Source organism: Streptococcus sp. 1643 (assembly GCF_006228325.1).
Lineage (GTDB): Bacteria > Bacillota > Bacilli > Lactobacillales > Streptococcaceae > Streptococcus.
Genome location: NZ_CP040231.1, coordinates 1,399,363 through 1,414,371, shown reverse-complemented (window position 1 = coordinate 1,414,371; position 15,009 = coordinate 1,399,363). Strand labels below are relative to the sequence as shown.

The window sequence follows — 15,009 nt, the reverse complement described above, 5'->3', positions numbered from 1 at the left end:
CTATTTCAAACCTCTAAACGAGCTTATTTGTATGTTTTTACTATCAATCCCATTTTCCTTTAAAAAATTCTTCATCTCATTTACATCATCAGGCTGACCTGTGATGAGATAGCTGGCTTGATTGCCGTATTCATCAATAGCACGTTTTAAAAATTCTTGACTTTGAGAAAGTTCATCGCTCGTTTTATAAGTAAAATTCGGTGTTTTTTGAGTCAGTTCTTTCATCTCATTATCGAAAATAGTAACTCCTTTGTCAAAATGGTTGAGAATAATCGGACATTTACCAGCCCATTCTTTGATAAGGGGGCGTAGAGCAGAAATTCCGACATCAGATGCAAAGCAAACTAGTGGCTGATTCGTATCTTTAGCAGTCAAAGAGGAATCCAGCCAACTCATCTCAATCTCACTTCCAGCTGGTAAATGTGTCAAGGTTTCCTTAAAGTGGCTACCACTATTATGCGTTAAAATGAGGATTTCATCTTCATCATGTGTGGAGGCAATGGTTAGCCATCGACTGGTCTGCTCTCCCTTAGCTCCGTTTTTCCTAGCAGCGGACGACGTATCGGGGAGCTTAAACTGAGCGTAAGCCCCAGCTTTCCAGTTTTGATGACTCGGTTTTGTGATGTGAATTAAATACAGATCTCCGCTGGGGTTTTCGATGGATTTTATCGATAATGTCTGGCTTCGTCCAAGATAAGCGATGGCACCCCAAGTTATAATACATAGAGCTCCAAGTGTTGATAGAATGATAATAAACATTTTTTTACCTCTTTTCATTTTTTATGACTCCTAATTTTAATCACTGAATGAACGAAAAAATAAATTCATTCATTTGTTTCCAAAAAATAAAGAAAACCATTTTCTTTATTTTAGAACTCCTTTTATGAAGTTGGTTGCAAGTATTTCAACAGTTTTGCCAATATCTGGAAAATCTTTTTCCGTGATATGCATATCCATATAGTAAAACAGATTATAAACCTGTAAAATATCTTGAATCTTTTCTGGCGAGTACCCTTCAGCCTGCATGCGATTTGTAAAAGTTTTAACTAGAAACTGATGAAAAGGATTTGCGACTTTGCCTTCTTCCGAGGAATAGTAGCTGTGCAACTCATCTGCGATGGCAGGATTGTACCATTCTGCAAGGATTTTATTGGAAGAAACGAGAGTTCTGGACTGAGCAAATAGTTGACCAATGAGGTCGATCATGTCAATTTCCCAATCCAGTTCTTCGATCATAGCTTGGCGAACGCGGTTGTTTTCATCTATATAGATGTCTAGAAAAATGGCTTCTTTACTCTCGTAATAGTTATAAAAAGAACCAACTGCAACACCAGCTTGCCTAGCAATTTCTGAAATACCTGTTGCCTTGTAACCTTTTTTTGAAAAAACTTCATAGGCTGCTGTTTTTAAAGATTGTTTTTTGTCCAATAGGATTTAACCTCCTTAGTTTTCATGAATGAATAAATTTATTTGTTCATTCATATTCTAACAAATCATGGATTGCTTGTCAATAAGAAGGCTAGATCTATTAAATAAGTTAAAGAAACGCTAACTAAATGAGCACAAAAAGGAAAATATAGGATAAGGCTGGAACTATAATTAAAAATAAGGTATGATATCAGTGGGAATGTTCTCTATTTAGCATCTGTTTTCTGATCTGAATTTGGGAAATAGCTGCTAAACAGTCTGAGATACTGATCCGTAAATCTGATATGAAGGGTTTTGATACTTTGAAAAATAGCAAAGGAGGAGCGCATGCACAAGATTTTACTAGTAGAAGATGACCAAGTTATTCGACAACAAGTGGGGAAACTGCTCTCTGAGTGGGGGTTTGAGGTCGTTTTGGCAGAAGATTTTATGGAAGTATTGAGCCTTTTTGTTCAGTCAGAATCTCATTTGGTCCTCATGGATATTGGTTTGCCACTCTTTAATGGTTATCACTGGTGCCAGGAGATTCGTAAAATTTCCAAGGTACCTATCATGTTTCTGTCTTCGAGAGATCAAGCGATGGATATCGTCATGGCAATCAATATGGGGGCAGATGACTTTGTGACCAAGCCTTTTGACCAGCAGGTGCTCCTTGCCAAGGTTCAGGGCTTGTTGCGCCGTTCCTATGAATTTGGGCGGGATGAAAGTCTGCTGGAGTATGCGGGTGTGATCCTCAATACAAAGTCTATGGACCTGCACTATCAGGGGAAAGTTCTGAGTTTGACCAAGAATGAATTTCAAATTTTGCGGGTCTTGTTTGAACATGCTGGCAATATCGTGGCGCGTGATGACTTGATGCGGGAACTCTGGAATAGCGACTTTTTCATCGATGACAATACCTTGTCTGTCAATGTTGCTCGCCTGCGCAAAAAGTTGGAGGAGCAAGGTTTAGCAGGCTTTATCGAAACCAAGAAAGGGATAGGATACGGACTGAAACATGCTTGATTGGAAATCATTTTGTCTAGCCTATCTGCGTTCTCGCAGTCGCGTTTTTACCTATATTTTTTCATTAGGCTTTCTCGTCCTTCTCTTTCAGTTTTTATTTGCTAGTCTAGGAACTTATTTTCTTTATTTCTTTCTGCTCAGTAGTTTTTTGACCTTCTTATTTTTGGCTTGGGATATTTTTGCAGAAGCTCAGGTTTACCGGCAGGAAGTACTCTATGCTGAGCGAGACCCCAAGTCTCCTCTAGAATGTGCGCTAGCAGAAAAGCTCGAAGAGCGTGAATCTGAATTGTATCAAAAGAAGTCTGAGGCTCAGAGCAAGCTGACGGATTTGCTGGATTACTACACCTTGTGGGTTCATCAGATCAAGACCCCCATTGTGGCTAGTCGACTTTTAGTGGCAGAAGTCTCTGATCGGGAGGTCAAGCAGCAACTGGAACAGGAAATCTTCAAGATTGACTCCTATACCAATCTGGTGTTGCAGTATCTTCGTTTGGAAAGCTTCCACGATGACTTAGTATTTGAAAAGGTTCAAGTGGAGGATCTGGTGAAGGAAGTGGTTCGTAAGTATGCCCTTTTCTTTATCCAAAAAGGACTGACGCTCAATCTCCATGACCTTGACAAAATTATCGTGACTGATAGGAAGTGGTTGTTGGTCGTCATTGAACAAATCCTTTCAAATAGCCTTAAATACACCAAAGATGGTGGGTTAGAGATTTATATGGAAGGTCAGGAGCTCTGTATCAAAGATACGGGAATCGGGATTAAAAACAGCGATGTTCTCCGAGTCTTTGAACGTGGCTTTTCAGGCTACAATGGTCGTCTAACCCAGCAATCATCTGGACTGGGCCTCTACCTATCTAAGAAAATTTCTGAAGAACTCGGCCACCAGATTCGCATCGAGTCTGAGGTTGGGATAGGAACAACCGTTCGCATCAAGTTTTCCAATAGGAATCTGATGATTGAGTAAGCAAGCATAGTTGATGATAACCTTATCCATCTGTGGAATTTTTGTTCTAGTCTATATCTCTATTTTCATGATAACGTTTAGAAGTTACTGTAAGATTGTCCAGATGTAAAAAATATTACACTAGGAAACAACTAGAATATAGTCAAACAATAAAAGAGGCAAAAATGAAAGAAAATTATTTTGACGGAGGAATCCTAGATTATAGTGGATACTCTATCTTAGTAGCCATAATTTTCAGGCTTACCTTGGGGAACGCAACACCTTGGGCGGTTTGCATGATGCAAAATTGAAAACCAAACACACGGTAGTAGATGGTCAACGTCTATACTTTGACGGGACTGGAAAACAACTGTTCGGCAACTGGATCAAGGGGTTTCTTCTAACCATCATCACGTTTGGGAACTATGGCTTCTGATTGAAAATAAAAATGGAGCAATGGATTGTCGAACACACCAATCATGTTTAAAGATTAAAACGGCATCTTCTTTCAGAGGAGATACCGTATTTTTCTTTTTCGGATAAGGAAACAAAAATTTCTTCCTTTCTCTATCTGTTCAATTGATAGATTTCGTTGGAGAAAGACTGTAAAATTTTTGATATAATATCAAGGATGGACTGATGGATATTTAAAGGATTATTTTCAAAAGAATGACAGGTGAGAATTAAAATATGTAAAATTGAAAAGAAGTCTCTCTGCCACCATCTAAGCAGAAACAAGATTATATGAAATAAAAGGAGTAACCAATGACTGGAAATTATTCAACACGTGAATATCGTGAGAAATTATATGATGATCTTCATGTTCGATTAAGAGATACAGTGATTTTGATGTGTGCGATTTTTATTGCCTCTATAGGTTTAAATATGAATTCAACAGCTGTCATTATTGGAGCCATGCTGATTTCCCCTCTTATGACATCGATTGTTGGACTCGGATTTGGTTTAGCTATTTTTGATACGCGTTTAATCAAGCAATCTTTAGAGGTTTTATTTACTCAAGTATTGGTCAGTTTGCTTGTCTCGACTTTGTATTTCTGGATTTCCCCCTTATCTTATGCAAGTAGCGAGTTGATTGCACGAACCTCTCCAACCATTTGGGATGTTCTCATTGCTATTGCTGGTGGGATAGCAGGTGTAATTGGGTCAAGGAAAAAAGAAGCAAACAATATCGTGCCAGGAGTAGCCATTGCAACAGCTCTGATGCCACCTATCTGTACTGCAGGATATGGTTTAGCTAACGGAAATGTACGATTTTTATTTGGGGCTCTCTATCTTTTCTTGATCAACTGTGTCTTTATCATGCTAGCCAACATTATTGGAACAAGAATTTTGATGAGAAAATCTCCCTTAAGTTCATTTAAAGAGCTAAACATTAAAATGAAAATTGGCTTGATATCCTTGATTGTATTATTGGTTCTTCCAGCCAGTTATTCAGCAGTCACTCTGACGATAGATCAAGCGCGAAAAGAAGGGATCAAACAGTTTGTAGGAAAAGAGTTCTCTAATCATACGGTCATTAATCAAGTCTACAAGTCTAGGGACAATGAATTGGTCTTGACAGTTGTTGGAGATCCGATTTCAGAAGAAGAATTAGAAACGCTCCATCAAAAACAAGCCTCTTACGGTATTCAATCTGTTCAATTAAAAGTCAATCAAGTCCATAATTCGACAAAATTAGATAGTGAGATGACCAAGGAATTTTATGAAAACATTAACAAGTATATCGATCAAAAACTCTCTGAAAAAGATTCACAAAAAGATCTCGTAAAAGAAAATGAAGCAGACAAGGATTGAGGATATTGAACTTTTCTAACTCGAGGAAGCAAATCTTGGGAGGATATCCTATATCCAACAGTTAGTGGATAGAAAGGATTGTTGATGAGGATACCATTTGTGGTGGTTTGACCAATCACGACTAGCTCAGGTTAAATAAAATATAAAAAAGCAACAACTATTTCAGTTGTTGCTTTTTCTTACTGAAAAATGTTTCTCAGACAGTGATCGTTTTATTTTTCCACACGTGATTTGTTAGCGATATCAGCTAGGATAGCTTGAACAAAGTCATCGACTGAGACAGTTTGTGTTTCTTTTTGGCCATAGCGACGAACGTTGACAGTTCCGTCTTCCATTTCCTTATCACCAACGATCAATTGGTAAGGAATCTTGCTAGTTTGAGAAGCACGGATCTTGAACTGCATTTTTTCGTTGCGTTCATCCACATCAGCACGGACACCACAGTCACGGAGTTTCTTAGCCACTTCCCATGCGTAGTCTACGTGTTTTTCGTTAGAAACGGGGATGAGAGTTACTTGGTGTGGGGCAAGCCATGTTGGGAAGGCACCCTTGTAGTTCTCAATCAAGATAGCTGTGAAGCGTTCCATAGTTGAAATAACTCCACGGTGGATCATAACTGGACGGTGTTCTTCACCATCAGCCCCGATGTATTTGAGGTCAAAACGTTCTGGAAGCAAGAAGTCAAGCTGGATAGTCGAAAGGGTTTCTTCTTTTCCGAGAGCTGTCTTAACTTGGATATCCAATTTTGGTCCGTAGAAGGCTGCCTCACCTTCAGCTTCAAAGTAGTCAACGCCCATTTCATCAAGGGCTGCACGAAGCATGGTTTGGGCATTTTCCCACATCTCATCGTTGTCAAAGTACTTGTGAGTATCTTGAGGGTCACGAAGAGAGAGACGGAAGCGGTATTCAGTCAAGTTGAAGTCTTCATAAACATCGATAATCAACTGAAGGGCACGTTGGAATTCTTCTTGGATTTGTTCTGGAGTAACGAAGAGGTGACCGTCGTTAAGTGACATTTCACGCACACGTTGAAGACCAGTGAGGGCACCAGATTTCTCGTAGCGGTGCATCATACCGATTTCAGCGATACGGATTGGCAATTCACGGTAGGAGTGAACATGGTGTTTGAAGACTTGGATGTGGTGTGGACAGTTCATTGGACGAAGAACAAATTCTTCCCCGTCACCCATGTCCATGGTTGGGAACATGTCTTCTTGGTAATGATCCCAGTGACCAGAAGTCTTGTAAAGCTCAACAGAAGCAAGTGGTGGAGTGTAAACGTGTTGATAGCCAGAAGCCAGCTCCTTGTCGACAATGTAGCGTTCCAATTCACGACGGATAGTCGCACCGTTTGGCAACCAGAATGGAAGTCCTTGACCAACTTCTTGTGAAATCATGAAGAGGTCAAGCTCTTTTCCAAGTTTACGGTGGTCACGTTCTTTAGCTTCTTCACGCATTTGAAGGTAGTTTTTCAAGTCTTTCTTGTCAAACCAAGCTGTACCGTAAATCCGTTGCATCATCGCGTTGTCGCTATTTCCACGCCAGTAAGCACCTGCTACATGAAGAAGGTGGAAGATTTGGATACGGCCTGTTGATGGGACGTGAGGTCCACGGCAAAGGTCCACGTATTCCCCCTGACGGTAGATAGTCAAACCGCCTTCGTCCTCAGAGTGTTCTTCGATCAATTCCAACTTGTAAGGGTCGTTCTTGAAGATTTCACGCGCCTCGTCTTTAGTGACTTCCTCACGAATAGATGGGAAGTTTTCTTTGACGATTTTTTTCATTTCTTCTTCGATACGAGGAAGATCTTCGTTGGAGATTTGACCAGCTTGATTGTCCGTATCGTAGTAGAAGCCATCTTCAATAGCTGGACCAACTCCCAAGTGAATATCAGGGAAAAGGCGACGAGCTGCTTGGGCAAACAAGTGGGCAGCTGAGTGACGCAAGATTGGAAGGGCATCTTCGTGATCAGGTGTCACGATTTCGATGCTTCCATCTTCAGTGATAGCACGAGTCGTGTCGATGAGTTTGCCGTTGAATTTACCAGCCAAGGCTTTTTTAGCGAGGGAATTGCTGATAGATTGGGCAATTTCAAAAGTTGTAACGCCAGATTCGAATTCACGAACAGCGCCATCTGGGAAAGTAATCTTAATCATGGTTTTCTCCTTAAATATTTATTCTATTTTTGTTGGACAATTTTAAGAGCCGAGCAACTTCTTCCGCAGTCTGATTCTCTGATTGACTACCATCTGTTACGAGACTAGGATAGCCTAATAGCACCGCTTCCTTACGAACCATTTGAGCAAAAAGAATGTCTCGTTGCATCCAGTTTTCAAAAGCTTGCTCGGGGTTGGTTGTACCCTCTAAGACATAAGGAACCCATTCTCTCTGTATATAATGCTTTTTTTGAAAATCAGCTGTCGGAGTCAAGCATAGATAGGAAGATGCTGGACATTCAAGCTTCTTTACCAAGTGAGGCAAAAGTCCTGCTCCCTCCACCAAGAGAGGTCTGTTTTGATTCTTTATCAAGTAAGATTTTACATAAGGAAAAATCTCTTCATAAAAGCGCCATTCTTCATCTGCCATCTCTTCTGGATTTCTCATCCAGATTTGTTCTGGATTTCTATCCTGCCTAAGAAGGCAAATTGGCTGTGAGTCTTCACTTGCTTGACTCATCATCTTTTCTACCAAATCATCCAGTTTGATATGAAGTAGTTGATACTGTCTAGCAAGAAGTGAGGCAATTGTTGACTTTCCACTGCAAGGCGATCCGCCAATCATATAAAGCATCATTCTTCCTCCTTCTGACAAAACAAAAACGACATCCTAAAAGGACGTCGCAACGTGGTTCCACCTTCATTCATGTTCCTCAAAAAAGAGGGACACCTCTGATTGGCTTTAACGTGGCCACCGTTTTATGTTTGCATAAAAGTCAGTAGAGTAGTATCAGTTTAGGCTTTCTATGCGTTTCCAGCAACCACGCACTCTCTAGTAGAAAGGGACTAAGTGACTTGTCTCTATGCATTATTATAGCATGATTGCGAGAATTTTCAAGGTTTTTGTATAATTTTTTTATTTTTCTCTCGCTGGAAGACATGCTTGATCCCCACACCAGCAGCCAACCCAAGTAGGGCAAAGAGTTCATAGGCTAGGAAGTAAAGTAGGATGAACTCACCAAAGGTGATGATGGTAAAGCAATAGAGCAGACCAATACCGAGTAGCCACCAAAGTGAGAAATGAAATCGATAGCTATAAAGTAGCGATACGATAAAGGTTACCAGAGGTGAGAAGAGGATGATGTTATAAATGTACAGTCCCTTCAGTGTATATGGGTCAGAGATGAGTAGAGAGAGGAGCTCATAGAGGGGCCAGTAAAAAAAGAAAGTGACAAGGTAGTATGGGATATACTTAAGATAATTCCGCATGGCAATAGTCCTCCAATCTGGAAAAATTGAGAGATATTGTAGACCACATAATCCTAAATGAAGGGGAAATCTCTACTTATATTATAGCACGATTTAGAAGCTCTTACAATTTAATCCAGTGATCAGTGATAGTGATCTTTTCGAGTGTTTTCTGTTATAATACTAACAAAAGAAGTAAGAGAATGAGGAGAAAGAATGACCAAAATAGCAGTTCTTTCAGACATACATGGAAATACGACAGCTTTGGAAGCTGTACTGGATGATGCTAAAGCTGCAGAGGTAGATGAGTACTGGCTTTTAGGGGATATTCTGATGCCAGGGACAGGACGTAGAAGGATCTTGGACCTCTTAGCTAGCTTGCCTATTACAGTAAGAGTTCTGGGAAATTGGGAGAATAGTCTCTGGCGAGGTCTGCATCGCAAGTTAGATCCTACAATAGCGAGTCATCGTTATCTCCTGCGTCAAAGTCAGTACATCTTAGAGGAGGTCAGCCCTGAAGAAATCGAAGACCTCAATAATCAACCCATGCAAGTTCATCGTCAGTTTGGTGATTTGATGGTGGGAATCACTCACCATCTCCCTGATAAAAACTGGGGTAGAGAATTGATTCATACGGGAAAACAAGAAGATTTTGATAGATTGGTCACGAATCCACACGCCTCTATCGCAGTATATGGCCATATTCATCAACAGTTGCTTCGTTATGGAAGTGATGGACAGTTGATTCTTAATCCAGGTTCCATTGGACAACCTTTCTTTCTAGATGCGAAGTTGCGTAAGGACCTGCGGGCCCAGTATATGATCTTAGAGTTTGATGAGGCAGGTTTGTCTGATGTTGATTTTCGTCGTGTGGATTATGATGTGGAAACTGAATTGCAGTTGGCTAAAGATTTGAAGCTCCCCTATTTCCAGGTCTACTATGAAAGTTTGGTAAATGGAATTCACCACACTCATAACCATGAATTGTTAGGTCAGATTAGTGAACAAGAAGGTTATGATCAGGATGTTGAACTCTGGATGGAAAGAGACAAGAAAGATTGGTTTTAAGAGGACTTCTAGCTAGAAATCAGATAGTCTAGTGACTGCTGCTGTTTCGCGATAAGTCGAACTGGATACGAATTGACGGCTTCTCAAATTTATGTTAGAATAACGGAATATAACTAATTTGAATCTCATACTAATTGATATTCAAAATAAGAGGAGACAGATAATGAAACCAGAAGAGTTACACGCCATTGCCTCGGAGTTGGGCTTGCAATTTGACGAAGATTCGCGTAGTATTTATGGCACGCAGTCAGGCTATTTACTTTTCCTGCAAGAAACTGATGTGAAAAATCAGTTTCGACTTTGTGTCAGTGTGAGTTTGAATGGTAATCCTGCGGATTCAGAAGAAAATGAATTGGTTTGGGATGAGTTTAAGAGTGAATCTCTTCCAAACTTGTCGACCTTGTCTATCAATCAGTACCTTGTTTCTTTTGTCGTAAAAGGTGCCATGCGCAAATCAAAAACAATTGAAAAGTTACAGACGCTCATAACAGACCTCGTTGCATTCCTTGAAACCCATCATTTCGTCCAAGTCTGTGCCTACAGTGGTCAGGAGGGTCCTGTTGGTCTCTATCAATTAGGTGATTCAATTTTCCTTATCAATGAGGAAAGCTATCAATTGCTGAAGAGCAATCTTCAGATTGAGGTGGATTCTTATCAAAATCAAAAGGAAAATGTTCTTCTTGGAGCAGTTGGTGCGTTGCTTGGAGCCTTGATTGGTGGAGCAGTTGCTCTATTTATCGCTCGTCTAGGTTATGTAGCTATGGTAGCGGGGATTGTTCTGGGGATTTGTACCATTAAAGGATATGAAATCCTTGGAAGAAAGGTATCTCGAAAGGGGATTGTAATTTCCTCTATTTGGATGGTGATTACTGTCTTTCTAGTGAATCAAATTGATTTGGCGATGGAAGTCGTTTCCAAACTAGGGGTTGAGTTTGCCTTTGCTTTCCGAGCGGTGAATGAATTAATCTTTAACGGTGATTTCCCAAAAAATTATTTTTATAATCTAGCTATGTTAGCTGTGTTTACCTTAGTTGGTGCTGGGGCGTCTATCAGCTCGGTTTGGTCAAGTCATAAAACAAAAGGGATTGTCCGTAAAATTGCATAAAAAATAAGTCTTTGTATGCCCTCTACCGCTCTGGTTGCCAAGAGGGATACAGGACTTTTTGCATGGAAAAGGTAATCAGTCGATAATATTTGACAGGAAAACCAAAAACGGTATAATGTTTATACGGGAAAAGATGAATAAAATATCAATGAAAGGAGAAGAAGATGCAAATTTCAAGCCGATTTACAATTGCGACTCATATGATGATTATTATTGCAATGCAGGATACAGACAGCAAGGTAACCAGTGATTTTCTTGCGGCTAGTGTCGGAGTCAATCCAGTCATTATCCGTAAGACTTTATCGCAACTCAAAAAAGCAGGATTGATTTCAGTTGCTCGTGGTACGGGAGGAACTGAGATAATAAAAGACCTTAAGGATATCAGTTTGTTGGATGTCTACCAAGCTGTAGAGTGTTTAGGAAAATCTGGTAAGCTCTTTAGTTTCCATGACAATCCAAATCCTAATTGCCCAATTGGTGCTAATATCCATGCAGTCTTGGACCAAAAGTTGTTCGATGTTCAAGCAGCTATGGAGAACCAACTGCGTCAGACAAGTCTGGCTCAGGTTGTAGCAGATGCTCAGAATAAACTCTCTAAGTAAGAGGACTAAGGTTCTCTTTTTCTATTGCTATAATTATGGTACAATGTAGTCATCAAAGGAGGAGACTATGTACTTTATCACAGGATTTTTTGTCCTACTTTTTCTCGTTTCGTTTTTAAGGGACAATCGCAGTCTCTGGAATCCAGCTCTCTTGCTTTTGTCTCTGCTCTTTTCTTATATGTCCATTGCCAATCTTTTTTACGAAGCTGGGCAGGAAGAAGTGCACATGATTTTCTTTGCAGGGATTTTTCTCCTGCTGCCTTTTTTAGTTTTTCTAAGTGGCTTTTTTCTGATTTATAACGGATTTGTATTGTTGAGAAAAGAAGGAAAATCCAAGGCAAATTATTTGTCTCTGGGGCTAGGGTGTGTGATTCTATTCTTTTTTGTAATCATGGCGATTCGAGTGAGCGATACCAAGGGCTTGTTTTACACCAATCATCTAGTGAATATTATCTTTTTCTTTTTGATTTATTCGTATTTGATTTTTGGTTTTGCCTTTGCAGGATTTCTGCTTTATTCCATTCTGTATCTTTTCATTCCTAAGAAAAAACATTATGATTTTATTATCATTCACGGAGCAGGCTTGTTGAATGGAGAAAAAGTCACTCCCTTACTGAAGAGTCGCATTGACAAGGCAGTAGAAGCTTATCACCAGTCTCTCAATCCCAATGTTAAAATCATCGCAAGTGGTGGTCAAGGTGGGGATGAGAAGATTTCCGAGGCTCAGGCAATTTGTAATTATTTGCTGGAAGAGACGGATGTTCCGAGAGAAGCGATTCTCCTAGAGGAAGACTCAACGACGACCTATGAGAATCTTCTCTTCTCAAAAGAAATGGGAGAGAAGCTGGTGGCCAGACCACGTTTTCTCTTTGTGACCAATGATTACCATGTTTTTCGTACCAGTACCTATGCTCGCCGTATTGGGATGAAGGGAGATGGTCTTGGTTGCCGTACAGCCGCCTACTATATCCCATCGGCCTTTATCAGAGAATACATTGCTCTATGTGTGAAGATGAGATGGCTTTTTCTCGCCTTCTATATTTTATTAATTTTAGCTCTGATTTTCTCCTATAGAGGTGTTCTATGGTAATATGTAAAATTCATATTGTAATTCTTGTTAGAATCTCTAAAAAATCTTGTAGTAACCCTAAGGGAAAAATTGTCACTAGTAATGAAAGAGCAGGGTAAGTGATTGTGAGTGCGGTTTTTGGAACGGTTTCATAATTGCTCGTCAATCAATTGAACAATTTCCAACCTAGCTGCAGATTTTCAGAGAGAGTCAAAAATAGGCAACTGAATATGAGTAGACTAGAATTTTACAGTCAACGACAAATAAAAATGTGAACAGCAACAGAGGTTCACATTTCATTTTTTACTTATGGCAAAATGGCCTTTAGTTGGTTCAGGATGGTTTGTAAGGTCACGACCGCTTGTTCTCCTTGTTGTGGTTGGTAGAGTAGTTGGAAATACTTGCGAATAGTTTCTTCAAATTGTTTAGGGAGGAGAGTACAATGGGCCTTTGCGTACTCCAGCATTCGTTTTTCACCAGGATGGGTTTGCTCATTGAGCGCAAATAACAAGTCAAAGTAGGAAGCAAAAAACTCACTCGTACGATGATTCATGCTGAGTAGATCTTGACGCTTGATAGCTTTTTCTATTTGGTGAGAGAAGGCAGGCATGGCCTGGTCTAGCAAAAGGAGTTGCCTTTCGATGATATGCTTTTTGAGTTCCTGTGGATAGGGAATCTGGTAGGTTCTTTGGAGAGAAGCATAGTGTCCATTCGGGTCATATAGAATCTTGCTGTGGAGTAGATTATGCCACATGCAAGTTGTATAGGCATTTTGGGCTTGATGCTGAAAAACGGTTGAGTTCAATTCCTGTTCAAATGATTCTAGCGAACGATAAATCAACTCGATTTCGATACCGTTGTTTAGTACGCAGTCGTCCTCTAACTCCCAAAACTGGTTTCCAATTTCCATATAGGAGCAGTATTTGCTCAAAATTTTGAGGCGAGTCGCCTCATCAATAGAAGCGTTGAGATAGACATAAACGTCATAGTCAGAATTTTGATCGTAGGTTTGTCCTGCACGAGAACCACTAAGAGCAATAGCTTCTACTTGTTCCAGTTGAGAGAATTCTTTGAAAAGTTCGTGGATCATGATTTTTCTCCTTGCTTTATGGTTTTAAAGTCATTTTACCAAAAAGTAAAACGTTTGCATAGCATTGAGTTACTCTTTTTCATTTATAGCAAAAAATGTGAACCCTTGTTTTGAGTTCACATTTCGTTTTTATTCTGCGGCTTGTTGCCAATGTTTTGCTAGCTTATGAGAAAGGCTGGAAATGGCAAAGTTAAAGATAAAATAAATCAAGGCAATCAGGATATAAAGACTGAAGACCTGCTCTGGTTCGAAATAGCGTCCCATGAGAATTTGGCTGGCGCCAAAGAGTTCTTGTAGGGCGATAACAGAGTAGAGAAGACTGGTATCCTTGATTACAGTTACAAACTGAGAAATGATGGCTGGCAGCATTTTGCGGATCGCTTGTGGGAGAATGATGTAGTAGAGGATTTGCGTAGAGGTGAATCCTTGTGACATTCCTGCTTCGTACTGTCCCTTGTCCACGGCATTGAGACCACCTCGGATAATCTCAGCCAGGGCTGCTGAGGTAAAGAGGGTAAAGGCTGTAATACCAGCTGGTGTGGACTTCATCTTAAACACCAAAAAGATGGTGAAAATCCAGAGGAGGTTGGGAACGTTACGTACAAACTCTATATAAATGCTGGAGATGATCCGTAAAACAGGATTTTTCCCATTTCTCATGACGGCTAGTACTGTTCCGATAAGGGTCGAGAGGACGATAGCAATTAGAGAAATGTAGAGGGTCAAGCCAAATCCTTTAAAGATAAAGATTAGGTTATCTGGTGTCAAAACTTCTAAAATAGATTCCATAGTAACCTCCTAAAGTGAATAGGCTTTTTTGTTGGCTTGCTCCATCTTGCGACCAAACTGGGCAACAGGGAAGCATAGGGCAAAGTAGAGAAGAGCAGCGCCTAAAAAGGCTGGGATATAGTTTCCGTTGAGAGCCGACCAAGACTTGGTCACAAACATCAAGTCTACTCCAGAGATGATAGCTACGGTAGAGGTGTTCTTGATAAGGTTAACAATTTGGTTGGTCAATGGAGGGAGAATGATACGGAAGGCTTGAGGCAAGATAATCAAGCGCATGGCACTGATATAGGTAAAACCTTGCGACAAGGCGGCTTCCATCTGACCGCTAGGAATAGACTGAATCCCTGAACGAATAACCTCAGCAATATAAGCGCCATGATAGAGTCCCACACAAAGTACAGCTGTCCAATAAATCGGAATCATGATGGTGTGTTCACTGATAAGAGGCAAACCATAGAAGACGATGACAAACTGCACCAAGAGGGGAGTATTTTGGTAAAATTCGACAAAGATACGAGCCAAAAAACGCAAGAATGGGCGTTTGCTAGTTGACATGGCCCCAAAGAAGATGCCCAAAACCATAGCGAGGATAAAGGAACCAACCGCTAGGGCAAGGGTGAAGAGGAAACCATTGAAAAATTGTCCAAAATCCTGAAAATAGGCTGTCCAAGATGATAAATCTGTCATG

15 protein-coding genes and 2 pseudogenes are annotated in these 15,009 nt (G+C 40.3%); 8 read left to right on the top strand and 9 right to left on the bottom strand.

What is annotated here, in order from left to right; all coding sequences use genetic code 11:
- Nucleotides 1-777 carry a ferredoxin reductase gene (locus FD735_RS07490; protein WP_139658865.1) on the bottom strand — a complete coding sequence of 259 codons (777 nt, stop codon included), beginning with the start codon at nt 775-777 and terminating at the stop codon, nt 1-3.
- Nucleotides 778-864: 87 nt separating this feature from the next.
- Complete coding sequence (locus FD735_RS07485; protein WP_033605317.1) at nt 865-1,434, bottom strand: TetR/AcrR family transcriptional regulator; 570 nt, start codon at nt 1,432-1,434, stop codon at nt 865-867.
- A gap of 321 nt (nt 1,435-1,755) precedes the next feature.
- Here FD735_RS07485 and FD735_RS07480 point away from each other — a divergent pair, with 321 nt between their 5' ends.
- The 4 genes and pseudogenes from FD735_RS07480 to FD735_RS07460 all read left to right on the top strand — a co-directional run bounded on the left by FD735_RS07480 (nt 1,756) and on the right by FD735_RS07460 (nt 5,194).
- Complete coding sequence (locus FD735_RS07480) at nt 1,756-2,433, top strand: response regulator transcription factor (protein WP_139658864.1); 678 nt, start codon at nt 1,756-1,758, stop codon at nt 2,431-2,433.
- On the top strand, nt 2,426-3,400 hold the full coding sequence (locus FD735_RS07475; protein ID WP_139658863.1) for a sensor histidine kinase: 975 nt from the start codon (nt 2,426-2,428) through the stop codon (nt 3,398-3,400). The genes FD735_RS07480 and FD735_RS07475 overlap by 8 nt, the downstream gene beginning before the upstream one ends.
- A gap of 164 nt (nt 3,401-3,564) precedes the next feature.
- Nucleotides 3,565-3,815 (top strand): annotated as a pseudogene (locus FD735_RS09960) (hypothetical protein).
- A gap of 329 nt (nt 3,816-4,144) precedes the next feature.
- Nucleotides 4,145-5,194 (top strand): DUF389 domain-containing protein, encoded by a 1,050-nt coding sequence (locus tag FD735_RS07460; RefSeq protein ID WP_049484801.1) that lies wholly within the window; start codon nt 4,145-4,147, stop codon nt 5,192-5,194.
- Nucleotides 5,195-5,406: 212 nt separating this feature from the next.
- Here the strand turns inward: FD735_RS07460 and thrS are convergent, their stop codons facing one another.
- The 4 genes and pseudogenes from thrS to FD735_RS07440 form a co-directional block, all read right to left on the bottom strand.
- The gene (thrS, locus tag FD735_RS07455; protein ID WP_125389116.1) at nt 5,407-7,350 is read right to left on the bottom strand and encodes a threonine--tRNA ligase; all 1,944 of its coding nucleotides are present in this window, start codon (nt 7,348-7,350) and stop codon (nt 5,407-5,409) included.
- 10 nt (nt 7,351-7,360) lie between these two features.
- Nucleotides 7,361-7,987 (bottom strand): AAA family ATPase, encoded by a 627-nt coding sequence (locus FD735_RS07450; RefSeq protein WP_139658862.1) that lies wholly within the window; start codon nt 7,985-7,987, stop codon nt 7,361-7,363.
- Nucleotides 7,984-8,171: pseudogene (locus FD735_RS09955) on the bottom strand (hypothetical protein). The gene FD735_RS07450 and the pseudogene FD735_RS09955 overlap by 4 nt, the downstream one beginning before the upstream one ends.
- 73 nt (nt 8,172-8,244) lie before the next feature.
- On the bottom strand, nt 8,245-8,619 hold the full coding sequence (locus tag FD735_RS07440) for a hypothetical protein (protein ID WP_001246988.1): 375 nt from the start codon (nt 8,617-8,619) through the stop codon (nt 8,245-8,247).
- 195 nt (nt 8,620-8,814) lie between these two features.
- Between FD735_RS07440 and FD735_RS07435 the strand changes: the two genes are divergently transcribed.
- From FD735_RS07435 to FD735_RS07420, 4 genes are all read left to right on the top strand, one after another.
- Nucleotides 8,815-9,666: a metallophosphoesterase gene (locus tag FD735_RS07435; RefSeq protein WP_000161111.1), complete on the top strand. Its 852-nt coding sequence runs from the start codon at nt 8,815-8,817 to the stop codon at nt 9,664-9,666.
- Between the two features lie 163 nt (nt 9,667-9,829).
- Nucleotides 9,830-10,771 (top strand): hypothetical protein, encoded by a 942-nt coding sequence (locus FD735_RS07430; RefSeq protein ID WP_125457561.1) that lies wholly within the window; start codon nt 9,830-9,832, stop codon nt 10,769-10,771.
- A gap of 164 nt (nt 10,772-10,935) precedes the next feature.
- Nucleotides 10,936-11,373: an Rrf2 family transcriptional regulator gene (locus tag FD735_RS07425; RefSeq protein WP_125414434.1), complete on the top strand. Its 438-nt coding sequence runs from the start codon at nt 10,936-10,938 to the stop codon at nt 11,371-11,373.
- 67 nt (nt 11,374-11,440) lie between these two features.
- Nucleotides 11,441-12,463 carry a YdcF family protein gene (locus FD735_RS07420; RefSeq protein WP_125414433.1) on the top strand — a complete coding sequence of 341 codons (1,023 nt, stop codon included), beginning with the start codon at nt 11,441-11,443 and terminating at the stop codon, nt 12,461-12,463.
- Between the two features lie 286 nt (nt 12,464-12,749).
- Here FD735_RS07420 and FD735_RS07415 read toward each other — a convergent pair whose 3' ends face one another.
- The 3 genes from FD735_RS07415 to FD735_RS07405 form a co-directional block, all read right to left on the bottom strand.
- Nucleotides 12,750-13,532 (bottom strand): DUF4037 domain-containing protein, encoded by a 783-nt coding sequence (locus FD735_RS07415; RefSeq protein ID WP_125414432.1) that lies wholly within the window; start codon nt 13,530-13,532, stop codon nt 12,750-12,752.
- Between the two features lie 129 nt (nt 13,533-13,661).
- Nucleotides 13,662-14,321 (bottom strand): amino acid ABC transporter permease, encoded by a 660-nt coding sequence (locus FD735_RS07410; protein WP_139658861.1) that lies wholly within the window; start codon nt 14,319-14,321, stop codon nt 13,662-13,664.
- 9 nt (nt 14,322-14,330) lie between these two features.
- Complete coding sequence (locus tag FD735_RS07405; protein ID WP_139658860.1) at nt 14,331-15,008, bottom strand: amino acid ABC transporter permease; 678 nt, start codon at nt 15,006-15,008, stop codon at nt 14,331-14,333.
- Nucleotide 15,009: the final 1 nt, after the last annotated feature.